Annotated in this window: 12 protein-coding genes, 1 tRNA gene and 1 pseudogene; 4 read left to right on the forward strand and 10 right to left on the reverse strand. The window is 72.5% G+C overall.

Features of this window, described 5'->3' with window-relative positions; all coding sequences use genetic code 11:
• Positions 1-34: 34 nt before the first annotated feature.
• The 3 genes from J5X07_RS07500 to J5X07_RS07510 all read right to left on the reverse strand — a co-directional run bounded on the left by J5X07_RS07500 (position 35) and on the right by J5X07_RS07510 (position 4,582).
• On the reverse strand, positions 35-235 hold the full coding sequence (locus J5X07_RS07500) for an LPXTG cell wall anchor domain-containing protein (protein ID WP_124934440.1): 201 nt from the start codon (positions 233-235) through the stop codon (positions 35-37).
• Between the two features lie 932 nt (positions 236-1,167).
• Positions 1,168-1,241, reverse strand: a tRNA-Met gene (locus J5X07_RS07505).
• Positions 1,242-1,447: 206 nt separating this feature from the next.
• On the reverse strand, positions 1,448-4,582 hold the full coding sequence (locus J5X07_RS07510; protein WP_424924104.1) for a UPF0182 family membrane protein: 3,135 nt from the start codon (positions 4,580-4,582) through the stop codon (positions 1,448-1,450).
• A 312-nt stretch (positions 4,583-4,894) separates the two neighbouring features.
• Here J5X07_RS07510 and J5X07_RS07515 point away from each other — a divergent pair, with 312 nt between their 5' ends.
• Positions 4,895-5,503, forward strand: coding sequence for a PPA1309 family protein (locus J5X07_RS07515; protein WP_424924102.1), 609 nt, complete (start codon positions 4,895-4,897; stop codon positions 5,501-5,503).
• On the opposite strand, the pseudogene J5X07_RS07520 reads toward J5X07_RS07515, so the two are convergent.
• Both J5X07_RS07520 and J5X07_RS07525 read right to left on the reverse strand, forming a co-directional pair.
• A pseudogene (locus J5X07_RS07520) lies at positions 5,500-5,730 on the reverse strand (integrase core domain-containing protein); the annotation flags it as partial. The gene J5X07_RS07515 and the pseudogene J5X07_RS07520 overlap by 4 nt on opposite strands.
• A gap of 1,159 nt (positions 5,731-6,889) precedes the next feature.
• Positions 6,890-8,479 carry a zinc-dependent metalloprotease gene (locus tag J5X07_RS07525; RefSeq protein WP_208479238.1) on the reverse strand — a complete coding sequence of 530 codons (1,590 nt, stop codon included), beginning with the start codon at positions 8,477-8,479 and terminating at the stop codon, positions 6,890-6,892.
• 193 nt (positions 8,480-8,672) lie between these two features.
• Between J5X07_RS07525 and J5X07_RS07530 the strand changes: the two genes are divergently transcribed.
• Both J5X07_RS07530 and J5X07_RS07535 read left to right on the forward strand, forming a co-directional pair.
• Positions 8,673-9,884 (forward strand): YlbL family protein, encoded by a 1,212-nt coding sequence (locus J5X07_RS07530; RefSeq protein ID WP_244925116.1) that lies wholly within the window; start codon positions 8,673-8,675, stop codon positions 9,882-9,884.
• Positions 9,885-10,177: 293 nt separating this feature from the next.
• Positions 10,178-11,134, forward strand: a complete 957-nt coding sequence (locus J5X07_RS07535) for a hypothetical protein (RefSeq protein WP_124934436.1) — start codon at positions 10,178-10,180, stop codon at positions 11,132-11,134.
• A gap of 84 nt (positions 11,135-11,218) precedes the next feature.
• On the opposite strand, the gene J5X07_RS07540 is transcribed toward J5X07_RS07535, so the two are convergent.
• Both J5X07_RS07540 and nudC read right to left on the reverse strand, forming a co-directional pair.
• The gene (locus tag J5X07_RS07540; RefSeq protein ID WP_208479240.1) at positions 11,219-13,345 is read right to left on the reverse strand and encodes an ATP-dependent helicase; all 2,127 of its coding nucleotides are present in this window, start codon (positions 13,343-13,345) and stop codon (positions 11,219-11,221) included.
• A 236-nt stretch (positions 13,346-13,581) separates the two neighbouring features.
• Complete coding sequence (nudC, locus tag J5X07_RS07545; protein WP_243896590.1) at positions 13,582-14,865, reverse strand: NAD(+) diphosphatase; 1,284 nt, start codon at positions 14,863-14,865, stop codon at positions 13,582-13,584.
• Here nudC and J5X07_RS07550 point away from each other — a divergent pair.
• Positions 14,864-15,046 carry a hypothetical protein gene (locus tag J5X07_RS07550; RefSeq protein WP_208479242.1) on the forward strand — a complete coding sequence of 61 codons (183 nt, stop codon included), beginning with the start codon at positions 14,864-14,866 and terminating at the stop codon, positions 15,044-15,046. The genes nudC and J5X07_RS07550 overlap by 2 nt on opposite strands.
• Here the strand turns inward: J5X07_RS07550 and rbsK are convergent.
• Genes rbsK through fucP form a run of 3 tightly spaced genes read right to left on the reverse strand, consistent with a single transcriptional unit; the run spans position 15,004 to position 18,380 of the window.
• Positions 15,004-15,972, reverse strand: coding sequence for a ribokinase (gene rbsK, locus J5X07_RS07555; RefSeq protein ID WP_208479244.1), 969 nt, complete (start codon positions 15,970-15,972; stop codon positions 15,004-15,006). The genes J5X07_RS07550 and rbsK overlap by 43 nt on opposite strands.
• Before the next feature lies 1 nt (position 15,973).
• Positions 15,974-16,996: an aldose 1-epimerase family protein gene (locus tag J5X07_RS07560; RefSeq protein WP_208479246.1), complete on the reverse strand. Its 1,023-nt coding sequence runs from the start codon at positions 16,994-16,996 to the stop codon at positions 15,974-15,976.
• A gap of 4 nt (positions 16,997-17,000) precedes the next feature.
• Entirely contained in the window at positions 17,001-18,380 is a 1,380-nt protein-coding gene (gene fucP, locus J5X07_RS07565; RefSeq protein WP_208479248.1) for an L-fucose:H+ symporter permease, read from the reverse strand.
• Positions 18,381-18,398: the final 18 nt, after the last annotated feature.

The raw sequence follows: 18,398 nt of genomic DNA on the forward strand, positions 1-18,398 counted from the left end.
GACTTCTCCTCGACGCGCTGTGCGGATCCGTCGCTCAGCCCTTGCGGCGGCGCGTCATGAGCACGGCGCCTCCAAGGCCGGCCAGGCTCATGGCGGCCACGGCAGCGCCGGTCGTCGCGGGGCCGGTGTCCGCCAGGGCCGCGGTGCGCCCCTGCGGGGCGGCCGGCTGCGATCCGGTGGCCTGCCGGCTACCGGGAGCACCGGCCTGCGACTGCGGGGAGGAGGCGGATCCCATCTGGCTCCGGGAGCCGCTGACGGCCGAGGAGCTCGGGTTCTCAGGGGCCGGTCGGGCCGGCTGCCCCTCAGTGCCTCCGGTGCCGCTGGCGGAGGGGCCGGGGTCGGCGGGCGCGGGGGACTCGGGCCGTGCTCCTGCCCCCCGGTCAGGGGCCGGGGGCTGAGGCTGACCCTGATCACCACCATCGGCCGGGGGCTGAGGCTGACCCTGATCACCACCATCGGCCGGGGGCTGAGGCTGACCCTGATCACCACCGTCCGCCGGGGGCTGAGGCTGACCGGGGTCAGGCTGGGCCGGGCCAGGGGCTGGCTTGCCGTCCTCCGGAGCAGGTTCTACGGGCTCAGGCTCCTTCGGGGCCGGCTCGGCAGGGGCCTGATCGGCCACAGGCTGCGCAGCGGCGTCGGCGACGGCTGGGGCGTCCTGCGCCGGTGCGCCGACCTCATCGGCCACGGACACAGCAGCAGGAGCCACCGTCAGCGCAACCGCCGCCGAAGCGGTCATCCACAAGCGTCGCTTCATGGGCCTCATAGTCTTCCTCTCTCAGGGGGTGGGGACGGAGGCTCATCGCGCTCCGCGGCAGGATGGGGGCCCGCCTCCGTCACAATACCGACACCCGGGCCGCCAGGGCCACCATTGGAGGCATGTGTCCCCTCCCCATGCTCCTGATGAGTGCCGCTCCCCGCCGCAGTGCCACGCGAAGCGCTGCGATGACCACCTGAGACAGCGCAGAGCGCGCATCCTGGCGCCCCGCGGCTTCTAGGCCGCTCCTCGGCATCCTCTCCCCGGCTGCGGCGCTGCCTGTCCGGGCCGGGCGCAGTGCCGCGGCCCGGGCCCAGCGGCCCCGAGCCGCGGGGCCTCGCCGCATCATCGGCCTGCTGCAGCGGCCACGCAGAAGGCCCCGGTCCCTGATGGGACCGGGGCCTCCGCTCTCGTAGCGGGGACAGGATTCGAACCTGCGACCTCCGGGTTATGAGCCCGGCGAGCTACCGAACTGCTCCACCCCGCGTCGGCTTGAGCAACACTACTCCCCTGCCCGCCCGTGGATCAAACCGCCGGGACGTGCCCTTGCTCACCTGCTCCCCCTGCCGCCCTTCCCTCCCCTGCCGTCCCCGGGCCGCTCCCGACGCCGACGCGGGGCGCCGGAGCGCATTGCGCGCCCCGGCGCCCCGCGTCAGAGGGGTCCAGTGCGGGACCGTGCTCCCGCAGGAGTGCTCAGCCCTGGCCGTCGAGCCTCTTCTTGGCCTCGACCGCGCGCGAGACGGCATCGCTGAGCCGGTTCTGGGCCTCGCCGTAGGCGGCCCAGTCCCCCTTGTCCAGCGCCGCATCCGCATCGGTCATCGCCGTCTGGGCATCGCTGAGCGCCTGGTCCAGGTCCGCCTGCGGATCCCCGGTGGCCGAGGCCTGCGGGCTCGGCGCGGCGCTGGGGGCGGGTGAGGGCGCGGCGCTGGGATCGGCCGCGGGCTCCGAGGCCGGGGGCTGCGGGGCGGAACTCGCCCCCGCCGTCGGATCCGATCCGTCAGTGGCCTCGCTGGTGTCATTGGCCGCGGCCGCATCGCCATCGACCGCCTCCTCACCGGTGGTCGCCCCGGAGTCGCCCCCGAACACCTGGTCCAGCGCCCCGGACAGGGTGTCGGCGAAGCCCACCTTGTCGCCGAAGGACACCAGGACCTTGCGCAGCAGCGGGTACTGCGTGCCGGCGGAGGACTGGACGTAGACGGGCTGGACGTAGAGCAGGCCCCCACCCACCGGCAGCGTCAGCAGGTTGCCCTTGATGACCTGCGAGCCCTGCTGGGACAGCAGGTTGAGGGTCTGGGAGACCTCGGGGTCGGAGTCGAAGATGTTCTGCACCTGCCCGGGCCCCGAGACATTGGAGGAGCGCGGCAGCTCCAGGAGCCTGAGCTGTCCGTAGCCGGGATTGCGCTCGCCCGGCTTGCCGGTGGCCGTCTCGGAGTCCACCGCGAGGAAGCCGGTGAGCACATTCCTATCCGTGTTGCCCCCGATGATGTAGACGCTGGACAGGGAGAAGCTCGCCTGATCCTGCCCCGGCATCTTCAGGGTCAGGTAGTAGGGCGCCTGCTGGTCCGCAGCCGAGGTGGTCGGGTCATCGGGCACCTTCCAGAAGTCGCCTCCGGAGTAGAACTCCGCGGCGTCCTCGACGTGGTAGCTGGCCATGATGGTGCGCTGGACCTTGAACAGGTCCTCCGGGTAGCGCATATGCGCCATGAGGTCGGCGCTCATCTGGGTCATCGGGGTGACCGCCCCGGGGAACACCGAGCTCCAGGCCTTGAGGATCGGGTCCTTGTCGTCCCACTCGTAGAGCTTGACCGACCCGTCGTAGGCGTCCACCACGGCCTTGACCGAGTTGCGCACGTAGTTGGACTCCTCGGGCGCGCTGAGCAGGGAGGAGTCGGAGCCGCCGGCCGCGGTGGTCTCCTCCAGCGACTCGTGCTGGGAGTAGGGGTAGTTGTTGGTGGTGGTGTACCCGTCCAGGATCCACACCACGCGCTTGGGGGTGGAGGGGTCGTCATCGTCGTCGACGACGGCGGGGTAGGGGCTGCCGTCCAGGGTCAGCCAGGGCGCCACCTTGGCCACGCGCTGGGCGGGGTCGCGGTCGTAGAGGATCTGGGAGCCCTCGCGCACCTCCTGGGAGAACAGGATGTTGGCCTCCCGGAACTTCACCGCGTACAGCAGCCGGTTGAGGGGGTTGGAGACGCTGGGCCCGCCGCTGCCTGAGAAGGTGGTGTTGACCTGGCCGGTGGAGGACTCGTCGTCGGGGTAGTCCAGCTCGCGGGGCTTGCCGCCGTCGTCGCCGCCCACGATGGAGTAGGACGGCGAGGCCTGGCCGAAGTAGATCCTCGGCTCGTAGTCGCCCAGGTCGCCACTGGAGGGGATCCCGCCCTCCCAGAAGGAGGGGTAGCCGCCACTGGCCACGGTGTTGCCGTAGGCGGTGACCACGCCGTAGCCGTGGGTGTAGACGGTGTGCTCGTTGACCCAGGTGCGCTGGCCCTGGCCCAGCCCGTTGAAGTTGAGCTCGCGCACCGCGATGACCGTGTCGCGGCTGGCGGAGTCCACCGTGTAGCGGTCGACGTTGAGGGACTCGGGGAAGGAGTAGTACTGCTTGTTCTGCTGGAGCTGCTGGAAGGTCGGGGAGACCAGTCCCGGGTCCAGCAGGCGGATGGAGGCGGTGGACTCCGCGTCGGACTGGAGCTGGCCGGCCTCGGCGGTGGTGGCGGCGTCGTAGGCGGTGGTCTCGATGCCGTCCAGCCCGTAGGCCGCCAGGGTGGCGTCGATGTTGCGCTGGATGTACTGGGCCTCCTCGCGCTGGGCATTGGGGTCGACGACGAACTTCTGGATGACTGCCGGGTAGGCGGTTCCCACCAGGAGGGCCGAGACGACCATGACCGCCACGCCCGTGACCGGCAGGCGCCAGGAGGTGGAGCGGACCGAGGCCACGAAGAGCGCCGCCACGGCCACGGTGATCGCCGCCAGGATCGCATTGGCGGGGATGAGGGCGTTGACATCGGTGTAGCCGGCCCCATCGAACTTGGAGTTGGAGGCGTACAGGGCGGCGTAGCGGCCCAGCCAGTAGCGGGCGGCCCGCAGCAGCGCGTAGAGGGTGAGGAAGACCGTCAGGTGGATGCGCGCGGCCCTGGTGAAATGGGGCTTGCGGGTCACCGAGATGCCCCCGTAGAGGTAGTGGACCGCCACGGAGACCAGCCCGGAGAAGACCACCACATTGGACAGGAAGCCCAGTGCGATGACCAGGGCGGGCAGGATGAAGACGTAGAAGGACACGTCGATGCCGAACTGCGGGTCCTTGACCCCGAAGGGCTCGGAGTTGAGCGCCAGCAGCACCTGCTGCCAGTTGGGCGCCAGCTCCCAGGCGGCACTGGTCAGGCCCAGCACGGCGGGCAGCCCCCAGGTCAGGGGCCGGCGCAGCGGCTCGATCGCCGTGCGGTAGGCCTCCAGGTTCCGGGCGGCCTCATCGCCGGGCACATGGATCTCCCGGGCCTGGTAGGCCCGCGAGATCGCGGTGAAGACCGCACCGAACATGAGCGCGAAGCCCACGACGAACAGGACGCCGGCAGAGATCCACCGCGTCCACACGATGCGCGCGAAGCCCAGTTGGCTGTACCACAGCACCTCCGTCCAGGTCTGGGAGGCGAACAGGGCCAAGCCGCCCAGCACCGCCAGGATGAGGAGCGTCAGGGCCAGCGGACTGGGCAGGCGCCCCCCACTGCCCCGGGGCCGGCCGGCTCCCCCGGGTCGGCGCGGGGGGCGCCTGCCCGCGCCGCCCCCGAGCCCGCCCCGGCCGCTCCTGGCGCCGGGGCCCCGCACCGCGAAGATCCTCCTGCCCTGCCTCGCCCCGGAGGGGGCCTTCTGCGCGGAGGCGTCCTCGGGCTTGTCTGTGGACTCGTCGTCGGGCCGGTTGCTCACGATCACGCTCCGTCACTGGCTGGGTCATGACTCACACCGGCCGGATGGGCCGGTCGGGTCCATCGTCCCACAGTCACCCGCCGGGCTGGCAATCCTCCCCCGCCCCGACGACGCCGTCCCGACCCCGTGCAGCCGCCGCCGGGCGGCCTGCGCGGCATGCCCGGCCGCGCCGGGCCGGTCTGCGCTCTTGGACCGCGGCGGCGGACTTGGGACGATGGGGGCATGAGCGACGACATCGACGAGCACCGGGCACCGGACCCGCAGGCGGATGCTCCCCGGGCCATGCCACTGCCCGCCCGGGCGCGGGCCCTCATCCGGGCGGTGGTGGAGACCGAGGCCCATGTGGCCGTCCAGGGCTGGGACGCCCCCGCCAGGGTCTTCGCCCTGGTGCGCACTGCTGCGGCCCTGGCCATCGACCCGGGCCTCGCCGACCTGCTCGACCAGGAGGCCCTGGATCAGGCGCGCGCCGATCCTGAGCTGCTGACGGTGGTGGAGCAGGAGGATCTTCCCGCGGCCGGCGACCTGGAGGAGCTGCTGGACCAGATCGCCTGGCCCGACAGCGTGGACGGAGCCGTCATCAGTGCCGAGCGGGTCATGCTGCCCCCCGCTGCCCAGCAGGAGGCCGAGGCCATCCACGATCCCCACGAGCTCCAGGAGTTCCTGGCCTCGCGCGAGGACCGGGAGGACATCCGCATCGTGGTGGGAGTGCTGCGCAGCGGGGAGGCCTGGTGCGCGGTGCGCTCGCGCAGCCATGACTCCCCCGGTGAGGTCTACCAGGGCACGGCCCTGGTTCCCGGGCTCGTCGAGGCCCTGGGCGCGACCCTTGTCTAGGTGTACTGACCGGGGATGTTGGTCAAGCCGGTGATGGGTGGCTTGTTGTCGCAGGCTGAGTGGGGCCTGTGGTGATTGTAGAAGTGGATCCAGCGGGCCAGGGCGTCGCGGCGTTCTTGCTCGGAGGCGTAGCAGCGGGCGTAGGCCCAGCCGTCGGCCAGGGTCTTGTGGAAGCGTTCCATCTTGCCGTTGGTCTGCGGCCGGTAGGGCCGGTGTCTGGAGTGCTGGGTTAGCGTGGGACACAAGAGGGCCTTCCTGGCTTGACGTGGTGCTGTGGCAAGTCCCACTCAACCAGCAAGGCCCTCCCCTTGCTCACACGCCCGGATCACCGTCCTTCAACCGACCTGTCCGGTCAGTACAGCTAGAAGCGCCGCCTCTTCAAGGCCTGATGCCGCGCCTGGCCTGAAAGGGATCAGGCGATGTCGGCACCCCTTGCCCCAGGCAGACCATAGGTACTGGTCGGCGCTGTCGGCACAGGCGGGGCCATAGGTGCTATCGGCAGACTCCCCTCGTCGAACGCGGCAAGCCAGCGCGCGCTCCATCGGGAGGGTCACAGGCCGGCAGCGGTACGCCAGTAGGACCGAGAGCACTGGGAGACCCGGGTACTCCGGGCGGGGCGGCGTCCACCCCAAGCGCCAAAGACATGGAGAGCCCGGGAAGGCCACAGGCCCGGGAGGATGCAGGTACCAGTAGAAGTGCGCCGGCAGGGCGGTAGAGCTGCACGTTGGGCGACACTTCGCGACTTGGACGACACTTCGCGACTTGGACGACACCTACAAGGTACGTCCATTCCGCGAAGTGTCGCACTTGTCGCGAAGCGACGTCCAACCGCACCGCACCCCACCAGCCCACAGCGCTGCACATCTTCAGCCCTGCACGGGCGAGAACCGGCCTCAGGATCGGCGTGATTCCAAGCCTCGGCCTGACGAGCGCCCCCTGAAGATGTGCAACAAGCACAGCGCTGCACATCTTCAACCTCACACAGACAAGAACCACCCCCACAAACGGCACGATTCCAGGCCTCGACCCGGCGAGCGCCCCCTGAAGATGTGCAACAAGCACAGCGCTGCACATCTTCAGCCCTGCACGGGCGAGAACCGGCCTCAGGATCGGCGTGATTCCAAGCCTCGACCCGGCGAGCACCCCCTGAAGATGTGCAGCAGAACGCCACCATCGAACCGCATCATCACGTGGCGGCAAGGGCGTCACTTCGCGGAGAGCGCGGCGCCTGCAGGTGCCGTCCACATCGACGTGATGCCCGTGGTGATGACCACTGTGCGCCCCCGGGCCCACCGCCCCAGGGCCGGCTGCGACCCGCGGCCGGGCCCTGCGGCGCGGGAGGCGCGCCGACGGCGGCGCGCGCTGAGCAGCCGACGCAACCGTGCTTCAGCTGCCGGGCGCCTCGGGCGAGCCGGTGCCGCTGTCCTCGTCACTGTCACTGCCGCCGCCGTGGCCCTCGCCACTGCCCTGCCCGCCCTGCGCGGGGCCGGCGCCGGGCTCCGCCGCCTCCTGCGCCGTCTCCCCCACCGCCTGGTCAGCGCCGTCCTGCGCCTGCCCGCCCTCGGCGGGCTGAGCGCCGGCCTGCCGGGCGCCCTCGGTGTACCCCAGGGTGCCGTCGAGCAGGGAGGCCAGGTCGGCGTCCATCTCGGCATCCATGTCCTGGGCCATGCGGCGCATGGTCAGGAAGTCCTCGGGATTGACCAGCTCGGCGGGGCTGGGCATGACATCGGGGTGCTCCCACAGGGCGTCGCGCTCGGCGATGCCCGCGCTGGCGCCCAGGTGGGTCCACAGCTGGGCCGCCTCCCGCGCCCGGCGCGGCCGGAAGGCCAGGCCGATGAGGCGGGCGAAGACCTGCTCGGCGGGGCCCCCGTGGGCGCGGCGCCGGCGGATCATCTCGGCCAGGGCCATGGCGTGGGGCAGGTGGGGGGCCACCGCCTGGGCGGTGACCACCTCGACCCAGCCCTCGACCAGGGCGAGCAGGGTCTCCAGGCGCTCCAGGGCCTCGCGCTGCTGACGGGTCTCCTGGGGGGCGAACATGCCGCCCTCCAGAGCCGCGCGCAGCGCCTCGGGGTCATGGGGGTCCACCTGGGCGACGGCGGACTCCAGGGCCTCGGTATCGATGCGGATCTCCCGGGCGTAGGCCTCCACCGCCCCCATCACCTGGCCGCGCAGCCACGGGACGTGGGCGTACAGGCGCGCAGTGGCGGCCTCGCGCACCGCCAGGAACATGCGGGCCTCGGAGTCCTCGATCTCCAGGCCCTCGGCGAAGGCGGTGACATTGGCGGGCAGCAGGGCGGTGCCGGGCTCGCGCGTGAGGGGCAGCCCGGTATCGGTGGCGCCCAGGGCCTCGGTGGCCAGGGCGCCCACGGCCTGGCCCACCTGGAGCCCGAAGGCGGTGCCCGACATGGTCCGCATGATGGAGCCCAGGGCGCCCATCTGCTGGGCGGCCTGGGCCATCTCCTCGGGCATCTGCCGGATCTGCTTCTCCAGCGTGGCGGACAGGGCCGCGGTGACGGCCTCGGCCACGGGGGCGCAGACCTCCTTCCACACCGGCAGGGTCCGCTCCACCCAGCCGCTGCGCGTCCAGGCCTCGCGCGCCCCGGGGGCGGGCATGAGCTCGGTGGCGGTGTCCAGCCACAGGTCGGCGACCTGGAGGGCCTGGCGGAAGGCCTCGGCCTGCGAGGCGCTGACCATCGGATCGCCATCCCGGCGCGCCTGCTGGAGGGCCAGATCCTGCCCCATGGCCCAGTTGACGGGCTCGGCCGGTGAGGCGTGGAACATCTGCTGGAACTGGGCGCGGATGGCGAGCAGCTGGCCGGGGCTGAGCTGCGAGACATCCGCCATCCCCGGCATCTGGGCCAGGGACTCGGGGTCGACGCCGGAGGAGCGCAGCGCCTGGACGGCGTCGGCGGCCATCTGCTCACCGAACAGGGAGGAGAGCATCCTCTCCAGCTCATCGAAGGGGTCGGCGCTCATGGATCTCCTCTGGGCTCCTCTGGATCGTCCTCTCGGCTGCCTGCAACACCGGTATCCTCCCACACATTCCTCGACCGCCCCGTGAGCCCCGATGAGCCACCCATGAGCCCCCGTGAGCCCGGTGAGGCGGCCCGCGGCGCCACACCCCGCGCAGCGCTGCGTATCTCCCAGGAAGATGCACCATGATGTGGTCGTGACCCACCCGGATCAGCCACCCTCGGACCAGGCCCCCACCCAGGAGCAGGCGGGATCGCCGCCCCCCGCCGGTGCCGGGCGCCCACGCGCGGCCCGGATGCGGCGCCGCATCCTCCTCCAGGCCACCGCCCTGGCAGTGGTCCTGGGGCTGATCATCGCGGCCTTCACCGTGCCGGTGGACAAGGTCATCGAGGCCCCCGGCCCCACCTGGAACGTCCTGGCCACCGGCTCCTCGGACTCGGCAGGCGCTGGCGGCGCCCCCCAGGAGGACCTGCTGACGGTCCGGGGAGTGGAGACCTACCCCACCGAGGGCGAGCTGCGGATGACGACGATCTCCCTCAACGGCTGCCCCGGCTACCCGGTGACCACGGCCGATGTCCTGGTGGCCCTGCTCTCCCGCGACAGCGCGGTGCTGGAGCGCGAGGCGGTCTGCCCCAAGGAGGTCACCGAGGAGGAGATCCGCGCCACCAACCAGGCCGCCATGACCAGCTCGCAGGACTCCGCCGTCGTCGCGGCCCTCAACGAGGTCGGGATGGCGGATCACCTGAGCCTGCAGGTCGGCGGTATCGCGCCGGAGCAGACCTCCTCCGACCTCCAGCAGGGCGATGCCCTCAAGGCCCTGACCCCCCAGGGCGGGCAGCGCACGGAGATCACCTCCTACACCCAGCTGCGCGACCTCATGGCCACGATCCCCGCCGGAACCGCGGTCTCCCTGGAGATCGAGCGCGAGGGGCAGGAGGCCACTGCCTCGCTGACCACCATCGAGAGCCCCGGGGGCACGGGCTCCCTACTGGGCGTCATGATCCACTTCGAGGTCAGCCCCGAGGTCGATGTGTCCTTCGCCCTGTCCGATGTGGGAGGCCCCAGCGCCGGCCTCATGTTCGCGCTGGGGATCGTCGATGAGATCACCCCCGGGGCGCTCACCGGCGGCCAGCGCATCGCCGGGACCGGCACCATCGCCCTGGACGGCACGGTGGGGCCCATCGGCGGCATCCGGCAGAAGATGGCCGGGGCCTCCCAGGCCGGATCCGACTACTTCCTGGCACCGGCGGACAACTGCGGCGAGGTCGTGGGCCATGAGCCCGAGGGCATGGAGGTCTACGCCGTGAGCACCCTCCATGAGGGGGTCGAGACGGTCCGGGCCATCGCCGCGGGGAAGACCTCCGGCCTGGCCACCTGCCAGAATCCGAATCCGGTGGAGAACCGCTAGCCGGTCAGCAGTCCGCGGCGACCCGGCCCACCGCGGGCGCGCAATCGGTGAGCGCTCCGGCCCCGCCTCCGCCGGGGCGCCGGCTGGGCCCGCCTCCGGCCCCGCTTATCCACAGCTTTTGCCACAGGATCGGCCTCACCCGGGCGCTGCGGTGGCGGCTCGACGGCGCGCATGCCACGGTGAGGCCCAGGTGGCCGCAGTGCCGCGGTCACCGGGGCCCGCAGTCGTGCCGGGCCCCTGGGGCGCGCACCCGGAGGATGCGCGCACGGGCGAGGCCTGGGAGGGCAGTGGGTATGAGGATCCGTGGGCACAGGGCCGTGCTGTGGCGCGAGCCGGGGGTCAGCCAGGTCGGCACGGAGACGGGGCGCACCACCATCGTCAGGGGCCTGAGCACAGCCGAGCAGCACTTCCTCGACCAGTTCCCCACCGCGATGAGCAGGGGCGGCGTCTACCACCTGGCACGGCGCACCCAGGTGCCGGCCCCGCGCGCCCGCCGCATCGTGGAGGACCTGGAGGCCCACGGCGCCCTGGTGCGCAGGCCCGGGGCCGAGCCCAGCACCCCCGACGAGGTCTACTGGGACCGTCTCGGGGGTGACGCCCGTGCCCGTGGCCGCGCCCTGGGCTCGGCCACTGCGGCTATCTACGGCTCGGGCGCCCTGCCCCAGGAGATCGCGCTGTGGCTGGCCGAGGCCGGTGTGGGCACGATCCTGTCCCCCACCGCGCAGGACGACGGCCTGGAGGAACTCCTGGCCGCCCGCGCCCCCGCCGTGCGCACCCGCGCCGGCCTGGGGGCGCGCCCCGACCTGGTGGTCGCCGTCGAGCCCCATGTCATCGATCCGCTGCGGGCCCGGCGCCTGGCCCAGGAAGGGCTGGCCCACCTGCCGGTGCTCGTGCGCGAGGTCAGCGTGCGGGTGGGGCCGGTCCTGGGCGAGGGGCTGTGCGCCACCTGCCTGGACCTGTGGGAGCGGGACGCCGATCCCTGCTGGCCCGCCCTGGCCACCCAGATGCGCACCCTGGCGGCCCCTGAGATCGAGCGGCTCCTGGCCCACCAGGCCGCCGCCCTGGCGGCCCGGGCCGCCATCGATGCACTGCTGGACTCCGCGGGCGCCTCCCCCGCCGCGCCCCAGGACGGCTCGGGCGAGCGCCTGCCGTGGAGCCGTCACAGCATCGAGCTGAGCGGCACCGACCCGCTGGGCCTGCGGCGCCGCTGGCAGCCCCATCCCGAGTGCCTCTGCGCGGCCCTGGCCTGAGGATCCTGCCCCCAGGGCCCCGCCCCCGCCGCGGCGCGCGGCCTGCCGGGCGCGGGCATGCGCCGGCTGGGGCCCTGGGGGTGCTCAGAGCGAGGCGCCGGTGCCCGAGCGCACCACGGCCAGCACATCGGCGCCGTAGTCCTGGAGCTTGGTGGCCCCCACTCCGCGGATGAGGGAGAGCTGGGGCAGGGTGGTGGGCCTGACCTCGGCGATGTCGCGCAGGGTGGCATCGGCGAAGACCGTGTAGGCGGGCCGCGAGCGCTCCTTGGCCACCGCGGCCCGCCAGGCCCTCAGCATCTCGAACAGGGCGAGGGTCTGCTCATCGGCGGTGGCCTCGAAGTCGGCGGCGGCCTGCTTGGCACGGGCCCGCTGGGAGGCGGCCGACTCGCCGCGCCCGGCGGGGCGGCGGCCGGCAGGACGCTCCTCGGGCCAGATGCCCTCCAGGAAGCGGGAGGGCTTGCGCGAGGCCCGGCCCCCGGCGCTGCGGGCGCGCGCGTAGGAGATGACCAGGTGCTCGCGGGCGCGCGTGACCCCCACGTAGAGCAGGCGCCGCTCCTCCTCGATGGCGGCCTGCCCCTCGGCCAGGGAGATGGGCAGCAGGCCCTCGCAGGCGCCCACGAGCAGGACGGCGTCCCACTCCAGGCCCTTGGCGGCGTGCAGGGAGGACAGGGTGACGCCGTCGACGACGGGGGCGTTCTGGGCCTCGGCGCGCTCGCGCAGCTCGGCGTGGAGGGCGTCGAGGTCCGCGCCGCGGGCCGAGGCGAGCTCATCGGCCAGGACCACCAGGGCATTGAGGGAGTCCCAGCGCTCGCGCACGGCCCCGCGGGCGGCGGGGGGCTCGGCGCTCCACCCCTCCCGGGCCAGGACCATGCGCACGTCCTGGCCCAGGTCACCGGTGAGGGACTCCTTCTCGGTGCGGGCGGCCCCCAGGATGACGGCCATGGCCCGCTTGACCTCCTCGCGCTCGAAGAAGCGCTCCCCGCCGCGCACGAGGTAGCCGATCTGGGCGGCGGCCAGGGCCTGCTCGATGACCTCGGACTGGGAGTTGGTGCGGTAGAGCACGGCGATCCGGCTCAGGGGCACGCCCTCGGAGCGCAGGCGCTGGACCTGGGCGACCACGCCCTGGGCCTCGGAGACGTCGTCGTCGTGGATCTCGTAGCGCACGGCGGGACCCGAGGGGCGCTGGGCCACCAGCTCCACAGCGCCGGTGGGCAGGCGCAGGCGCCCGCCGGAGCGCCGGGATCCGGCCAGGACCCGGTTGGCCAGGGAGACGACCTGGGGGGTGGAGCGGTAGTCGCGGCTGAGCCTCACGGTGCGGGCGCCCTCGTAGCGGGTGGCGAAGCCGGTGAGGAAGGCGGGGGTGGCGCCGGTGAAGGAGTAGATGGTCTGGGAGACGTCCCCCACCACGCACAGCTGGCGGCGCCGCCCCAGCCACAGGTCGAGCAGGCGCTGCTGGAGGGGGGAGACGTCCTGGTACTCGTCGACGACGAAATGCTTGTACTGGCCGCGCACCTGGGAGGCGATGTCGTCGCGGTCCAGCAGGATGCCGATCTGCAGGAGCAGGACGTCCTCGAAGTCGATGACGCCGCGCTCGGTCTTGGCCTCCTCGTAGAGGCGCAGGACCTGGGCGATGGTGTCCGGCTCCATCCCGCCGGCCGCGCCGGTGCGCCCGGCAGTGGTGGCCTTGATGGCGTAGTCCTCGGGCAGGGTCATGGTGACCTTGGCCCATTCGACCTCGGCGGCCAGGTCGCGCACGGTGGCGCGGTCGGTGGGCAGGCCCAGGCGCCGGGCGGCGGCCCCCACGAGGGGGGCCTTGTAGGACTGGATCTCGGGTCGGCGCCCACCGATGGCGGTGGGCCAGAAGTAGGTGAGCTGGCGCAGGGCCGCGGAGTGGAAGGTGCGGGCCTGGACCCCGGGGATGCCCAGGTCGGCCAGGCGCGAGCGCATCTCCCCCGCGGCGCGGGCGGTGAAGGTCACGGCCAGGACCTGGGTGGGCTGGTAGGCCCCGGTGGCCACGCCGTGGGCGATGCGGTAGGTGATGGCGCGGGTCTTGCCCGTGCCCGCACCGGCCAGGACGCACAGGGGCCCCTCCAGGTGCTCGGCGACCTCGCGCTGGTCGGGATCCAGGGCCTCCAGGAGGCTGGAGGCCGGCGCGGGCCCGGGCGGCGGGATCGGGGTGCGCGGCGCGGGGCGGGGGGCGGAGGGGGTCATCGGGCACAGCCTGCCACGATCCGACGACACGCTCGGCCCGGGCCCGCCGGCGGTGCCGGGCGCGCAGGGCCCGGTGGGACGGACCGCGGATTGCGAGTGCGGGGTGCAGGATGCGAGTGCGGGGTACTCGCATCCTGCACCCCGCACTCGCATGGTGCGGCTGAGATGGCTCAGGGTCGGCGCAGGGCCCGTGCAGCGGGCCGGCGCTGAGCGGCGGAGGGCCGGTGCCCCGCCGCTCACCCCGGGATGGGGCCGCCGTACCAGTCCTCGATGAGGGCGCGCCCGATGGAGGTCGCCCCCGGCAGGATGATGCTCCCCCGGGACACGGCCGCGCCCAGCTCGCCGCGGGAGACGAGCAGGACCTCGGTGACCTCCTCGCCGTCGGGGCGGGGGCGCTGGCCGCCCGGAACCAGCCGCGCCCGGTAGCCGACCATGAGGGAGCGGGGGAAGGGCCAGGGCTGGGAGGCCACGTACTCCACCCGGGACACCTCCAGCCCCGTCTCCTCGGCCACCTCGCGCACGACGGCGGCCTCCAGGGGCTCACCCGCCTCCACATAGCCGGCGACCACCGAGTAGCGCCCCTGGGGCCAGGTGGCGCCGTGGACCATGACGAGGCGGTCGTCCTCATCGGTGGCCGCCACGATGACCGCCGGATCGGTGCGCGGGAAGTGGGTGGTGGAGCACACCGTGCAGCGCCGCGCCCAGCCGGCATCCACCGGGCGGGTCGCCCCCGCGCAGCCCGGGCAGTAGGTCGAGGAGGCGTGCCAGGCGGCCAGGGCGGCGGCCGCGGTGGTCAGGCCCGCGTCGCGCGCGCTCATCTGCGCCCCCACCGTGCGCAGGGGGATGAGGGGGTAGCGCTCCAGCAGGCGGCGCAGGCCCGGGCGCCGGGTTCCCGCGCCCTCGGCGTCCCGGCCTCCAGCAGGGGCGGCGGGGGCCTCGGGCACCTCCAGCTCGGCGGGCACGACGACGGCCAGCCAGCTGGTCCCCTCTGACCCCTGCGCCCCGGTCGCCTCCACGGCGGCCTGCGGCGCGGCGCTGCCCTGACCGGTGCCCTCCGACGGCGTGCCGCCCCGGGGGCGGCCCTCCTGCTCAGCCCGCCCGGTGCGGCCCAGGTAGATGGTCGTCAGGCCCTCCAGCTCCTGCGGATCCAGGTCGGCGGCAGTGATCCGCGGCAGGCGGTCCTCCTGCGGCGTCGGCGCTCTGCGCCCCTCGGGCCCGCCGGAGGAGGCGCGGGCGGCCGGCGGCTCCCAGCCCGGTGAGTCCTCCTCCGTCGGGACGCGCCGGGCAGCACCGTCGCCGTCTCCAGTGCCCCCGGCACCGGCCGGGGCCGCCGGCGGGGTCGGGCCTGCTGATCGGGCCGGGGAGTCGATGCGGCGCAGGGCCACCCTGCCGCGGGCGTCGATGATCACCAGCCGCGTGGAGGGGTCCCGGGACAGACCGGCGACCAGGCCGGGCCGGCTGCGGCGCTCGGCGTCGCGGCCGTGGCGGGAGCGGGACAGGGGCAGCCAGTCGGTCATCATGGCCCAACCCTCCACCGTCCTCGCCGCGGCGCCCTCCAGGCACGCCGGGATGGCCACGCCGCGGGCCGCGGCGGCCGGCATCGCGGCCGGCATCGCGGCCGGCATCGTGGCCGGCATCGTGGCCGGCATCGTGGCCGCCTACCCGCGCAGGATCTCCTCGAACTCCTCCTTGGAGGCGTAGGAGGACTGGGTGCCCCGCTTGGTCACCGAGTCCGCCGAGTAGCGGTTGGCCATCTCCAGGGAGGCGGCCGTGTCCCCGGTGGAGACCAGGAAGTGGCTGAAGCAGCCGATGAAGGCGTCCCCCGCGCCGGTGGTGTCGCGCGCCTCGACCGCCACACCGGGGATGAGCCGGTCCTCGGTGCGGGTCATCCACAGGGCGCCGCGCGAGCCCAGGGTGACGATGACATTGGCGATGCCCACCTCCAGCAGGACCGCCGCGGCGTTGCGCACGTCGTCGAGGCTGTCCACGGGCATGCCAGTCAGCAGGGACAGCTCGCTCTCATTGGGCACGATGTACTGGCAGTCGCGCACCTTCTCCAGCTCCAGGTCGGGCTGGGCCGGGGCCGGGTTGAGCAGCACGGGGATGGAGTGGCGCTTGCCCAGGGCCACCGCCGCGTAGACCGTCTCCAGGGGGATCTCGAGCTGCAGGACGATGAGCCGGCAGGCGGCGATGTCCTCCTCGGCGCGCAGCACGTCCTCGGGGGTGAGCAGGGCGTTGGCGCCCTTGACGATGAGGATGGAGTTGCGCGACTCCTCATCGACGAAGATGGGCGCCACCCCGCTGGCGGCCTGCGTGGGCAGGACATGGGCGGTGTCGATGCCGTTGCGCCGGTAGTTGTCGATGGTGCTCTGGGCGAAGAGGTCATTGCCGACCCGGGTGAGCATGAGCACCCGGGAGCCCAGCCGGGAGGCGCTGACCGCCTGGTTGGCGCCCTTACCGCCGAAGCCCATGGCGAAGTCGGGCGCCTCGACGGTCTCGCCCTCGCTGGGCATGCGGGTGATATAGGTGATGAGGTCCATGTTGCTGGACCCGATGACGGCGATGTCCTTGCCGCCCCCGCCGGCGCTGCTCGCAGTGCCTGGCAGGTTGATGCGATCGGCTGCCATGTCAGTTCTCCTTGAGTCCCGTGGTCACGGTGAAGGAACGGCTCTCGCCCGCCCCGAGCATGATGAGGGTGCCGGCCTCCCGGGCGGCGATGAAGCCCTCGGGCCGGGAGGTGCCCGGAAGGACGAAGGAGGCCACCTTCTGGTCGGGATTGTGCAGGATCCAGCGCGTGGCCACGGGGAACTCCTTGCCCGAGAAGCGGGTTTGGAAGGCGTGCCCCCCGGGGGAGGCGATCTCGAAGACGAGCTCGTCGTCGTAGCGCTCCAGGCCGTCGGCGAAGTAGACGATCTCGGGGTCGAAGGCGGTGGCCCCCTTCAGGGAGTCGGCGTCCATCCTCCCGGCCAGGATCTCCTCGTTGATCCGCTCCCACTCGGGATTGGGGGTCACATGCGCGGGCACGGTGCGCCGCAGCTGGAAGGAGCCCTGGGGCAGGGACTGGCTCATGACGCCGTCGGGCACGAAGGCGTAGTTCATGTGGCACATGTACTGCAGCGGCATCGAGGCGTAGGCCGAGAGGTTGGTGACCCGCATGCCGATGGTCATCATGGAGGAGCCCGCGCGCATCTCCACATGGGGCCGGGCCCGGTAGTGGCTGCCGAATCCCATGACGTACTCGTAGGAGGAGACGATCCGCACGGCGTCGCCCTCGACCTCCAGCCAGGCCTCGTCCATGGGAGCGCAGGGGAACTCCCCGTGCAGGGGGTGGTCGTCCTGCGGCGCGGGGCAGCCGGCGGCCAGCAGGCCCGCGTGGAAGGCGAAGCAGCCGTAGGTGCCGATGATCTCGCGGGCGGGCTGGGGCTGGGAGAACATGTTGTCCATCCGCAGGCTCACGCCGTCCATCCGGGCGTCCCAGATGATCTGGCCCATGAAGGGCAGGACCTCGATCAGGCCCCGGGAGTTGGTCAGCCGCAGCGAGGCCACGCCGGAGGGGTAGCGCAGGGCCTGGGCCTCGACGTCCTGCGAGCGCAGGACGGTGCGCGGCTCGGTGGTGAACAGCTCGGGGTGCAGGGGGACGATGGTGCTCATGTGCTCACTCGGCTTTCTCGCGGCGCGCTGAGGCGCGGTACTCGGACAGGAAGTAGACCAGGACGGCGGCGAAGCACAGCAGGGAGACCAGGAAGGAGACCTGCAGGGAGCCGATGGTGTCGGAGACCAGGCCCTGGATGACCGGGACGACGGCGCCCCCGATGATGGACATGACGATGACGGCGCCCCCGGTCTCGGTGTGGCGCTTGTCCTCGATGCTGTCCAGGGTGCGGGCGTAGATGGTGGCCCAGCAGGGGCCGAACAGGCCCGAGGTGAGCACCGCGGCATAGACGGAGGACATATTGGGCGCCAGGACCACCCACAGGAGGGTGATGACCCCCAGGATCGAGTAGGCCACCAGGACCAGGTCCTCGTTGAAGCGGGTCATGAGGACATTGGCGATGAACTTGCCCACGAAGAAGGCCACGAAGGCGGCGATGACGAAGTTCGCGGCGGTGCGCTCGTTGAGCGTGTCATCCAGGTTCAATGCCAGGCGGATGGTGAAGGACCACACGGCCGTCTGCATACCCACGTAGAGGAACTGGGTGAGGATGCCCATGCGGAATCGCCCATTGCGCGCCAGGTAGGACAGGGTCTCGCCGATGGTGGCCTTGGCCTCCTCATGGCGGTGGTTGAGCGGCTTGCAGTGGGGGAACTGGGTGATGGCCACCACGACGGCCAGGATGACCAGCACCACGATGATGACCCGGTAGGGCGCCAGGGTGCGCTGCAGGGCGGCCTCGGCCACCTGCTGGCGCTCTAGCCCGGTCAGGGAGGCCAGGCGGCTGTGCAGGGCCTCGCCGTCGGTGAAGATGAGGTACTTGCCCAGCACCGCGCCGGCCAGGAACCCCAGGGGCGTGAAGGTCTGGGAGATGTTGAGCCGCAGGGTCGAGGAGCGCTTGGGCCCGATCATCGAGGAGTAGGTGTTGGCGGAGGTCTCCAGGAAGGACAGGCCCACGGCGATGGCGAACAGGGCCGCCAGGAACACCGAGTAGGTGGCCACATGCGAGGCCGGGAAGAACAGCGTGCAGCCCACGATGTAGACGACCAGGCCGATGAGCAGCCCCGTCTTGTAGCTGCTGCGCCGGATGATCCGCGAGGAGGGGATGGCGATGAGGAAGTAGCCTCCGTAGAAGGCCGACTGGACGAAGGCCGAGGCGAAGTCCGACAGGGTGAAGACGGACTTGAACTGGGTGATGAGGATGTCGTTGAGGCTCGCGGCGGCGCCCCACATGGGGAAGCAGATCGACAGCAGGATGTACTGGAACATCGGGGTGCGGTCGAGGTAGCCGTCGGGCAGCTGGGTGGTGGGGTCCTTGATGAGCCCCCAGGACGGCGAGGTGGGGTGGGCGGTGCCGCTGGGCGCGGCCGTGGTGCTGCTCATGGCCGGCCTCCCCTCCAT

It is taken from the genome of Actinomyces bowdenii (genome assembly GCF_017592395.1).
GTDB classification, from domain to species: Bacteria; Actinomycetota; Actinomycetes; order Actinomycetales; family Actinomycetaceae; genus Actinomyces; species Actinomyces bowdenii.

Bases quoted from the DNA above. Each gene is read 5' to 3' on its own strand.
- fucP (WP_208479248.1), bottom strand. From the start codon at position 18,380: ATGAGCAGCACCACGGCCGCGCCCAGCGGCACCGCCCACCCCACCTCG.
- J5X07_RS07500 (WP_124934440.1), bottom strand. From the start codon at position 235: ATGGGATCCGCCTCCTCCCCGCAGTCGCAGGCCGGTGCTCCCGGTAGC.
- J5X07_RS07550 (WP_208479242.1), top strand. From the start codon at position 14,864: ATGGCCCAACCCTCCACCGTCCTCGCCGCGGCGCCCTCCAGGCACGCC.
- rbsK (WP_208479244.1), bottom strand. From the start codon at position 15,972: ATGGCAGCCGATCGCATCAACCTGCCAGGCACTGCGAGCAGCGCCGGC.
- J5X07_RS07560 (WP_208479246.1), bottom strand. From the start codon at position 16,996: ATGAGCACCATCGTCCCCCTGCACCCCGAGCTGTTCACCACCGAGCCG.
- J5X07_RS07515 (WP_424924102.1), top strand. From the start codon at position 4,895: ATGAGCGACGACATCGACGAGCACCGGGCACCGGACCCGCAGGCGGAT.
- J5X07_RS07540 (WP_208479240.1), bottom strand. From the start codon at position 13,345: ATGACCCCCTCCGCCCCCCGCCCCGCGCCGCGCACCCCGATCCCGCCG.
- nudC (WP_243896590.1), bottom strand. From the start codon at position 14,865: ATGATGACCGACTGGCTGCCCCTGTCCCGCTCCCGCCACGGCCGCGAC.
- J5X07_RS07535 (WP_124934436.1), top strand. From the start codon at position 10,178: ATGAGGATCCGTGGGCACAGGGCCGTGCTGTGGCGCGAGCCGGGGGTC.
- J5X07_RS07525 (WP_208479238.1), bottom strand. From the start codon at position 8,479: ATGAGCGCCGACCCCTTCGATGAGCTGGAGAGGATGCTCTCCTCCCTG.